Genomic DNA, 1,393 nt, shown 5'->3' with positions numbered 1-1,393 from the left:
GGTAGCGTCAAAAAGTTTGTGTAGTAGATTTATCCATCAGGAAGGCGAAGCCTGTTAGTTGTTGTTGCCCCACTAGGGGGCATCGTTCAAACAAAGGCGCAGGAGGCTTTTCACATCATCCTCCGTATCGCTCCGTGTACATCTTTTCAAATGCAGCTTTCGTCTCGGGATCGACAAAGCCTCGAATGGCTCGACCACACCATTTTTCGTTGTAGTCGAGTGCTTGCAAGTAGATGATCTTTTCTGCCGCTTCGATGCTCGTCAGGCTGTTCATTGGCTTGAGCCGTTTGCGCAGCTCTTTGTTTGTTCGCTCAATTGGATTGGTTGTGTAAATCGCCTGCCACACCATTGGTGGGTATTTGTAAAAGGCGAGCAATGTCGGCAACTGGTCTTCCCACGACCTGACTTCCTTCGGGTATTGTTTGCGCCACTTTTCCTTAAAGCCATCAAATACCGCTCGTGCAACATCGCCGTCCATCGCCGTATACACTTGCTTGAGGTCCTCGAGAAACTCGGTTTTGTCCGAAACGCGGACTTTTGGAAACGTCGCACGCACTTTATGAACGACGCAATGCTGGACGTCTGCCATCGGATAGATTTCCCGAAAGGCTTCTTCTAGCCCTGGCAGGCCGTCGAAAATACCAAGGAGCACGTCGGTAGCCCCGCGCTTTTTGAGATCCTTAAGCACCTCGCGCCAGCCGTTTGAACTCTCGTGGCCGCCGACGTAAAAGCCAAGAATTTGGCGAATGCCTTTTTCATCAATGCCCATGACCAAATAAACAGCCTCACTGCTGACTGTATTGCGCTTCAGTTTGACGTACAAGCCGTCTAAGTAGATGGCCGAATAGCGCTTTTCCAGCGGACGGTTCTGCCATTGCTCGATGTCCTCCATGACCGTCTGTGTGATGTTGCTGATGGTCGTGGGCGAATAGTGCGTACCAAACATGCTCTCGATAAACTTGGCGACGTCGCGCGTGCTCATGCCGCCCTTGTACATATGAATGACCGCTTCCTCCAGCCAGCCTTCCCTTCGCTGGTACGGCTGGAATAGGCGTGTTTGAAAAGTGCCTTTGCGGTCACGAGGAACTTGCAGTTCGTTAATCGTGCCGTAACGCGTTTGGAAGGTCCGCTTATAGTGGCCATTTCGGCTATTGCGGGTGTTAGGCTGCTCGATTTGCATGAAGTTTTTGATTTCCTCGCGAAGCAGCAATTCCAGCTTTTCTTGCAGCAGTTTCGTAACAGTATTTTCAAGTAGATCGTACATCGCATTTTCGGGTATAGTAGTCATCGAGTAGGGTCCTTTCTTGGTGGTCTCAGCAACCCCGAGGATACCCTACTTTTTTATGTTCTGGGAATACTCCAGATCATGGTACACAGACTATTGTACGTCATC

General features: G+C 50.2%; 1 protein-coding gene. It reads right to left on the bottom strand.

The annotated features are described in order from the left end of the window. Positions 1-115: 115 nt before the first annotated feature. Complete coding sequence (locus GON22_RS25460) at positions 116-1,288, bottom strand: IS256 family transposase (protein WP_160398859.1); 1,173 nt, start codon at positions 1,286-1,288, stop codon at positions 116-118. Between the last annotated feature and the right edge of the window lie 105 nt (positions 1,289-1,393).

This window comes from Paenibacillus sp. MMS18-CY102 (assembly GCF_009789195.1).
Classification (GTDB): domain Bacteria; phylum Bacillota; class Bacilli; order Paenibacillales; family Paenibacillaceae; genus Paenibacillus_T.
Note: the sequence above shows the minus strand (reverse complement) of the source record. Positions and strands in the feature narration are given on the sequence as shown.

Excerpts from the sequence above, each read along its gene's own strand:
- GON22_RS25460 (WP_160398859.1), bottom strand. The coding sequence starts at position 1,288 with ATGACTACTATACCCGAAAATGCGATGTACGATCTACTTGAAAATACT.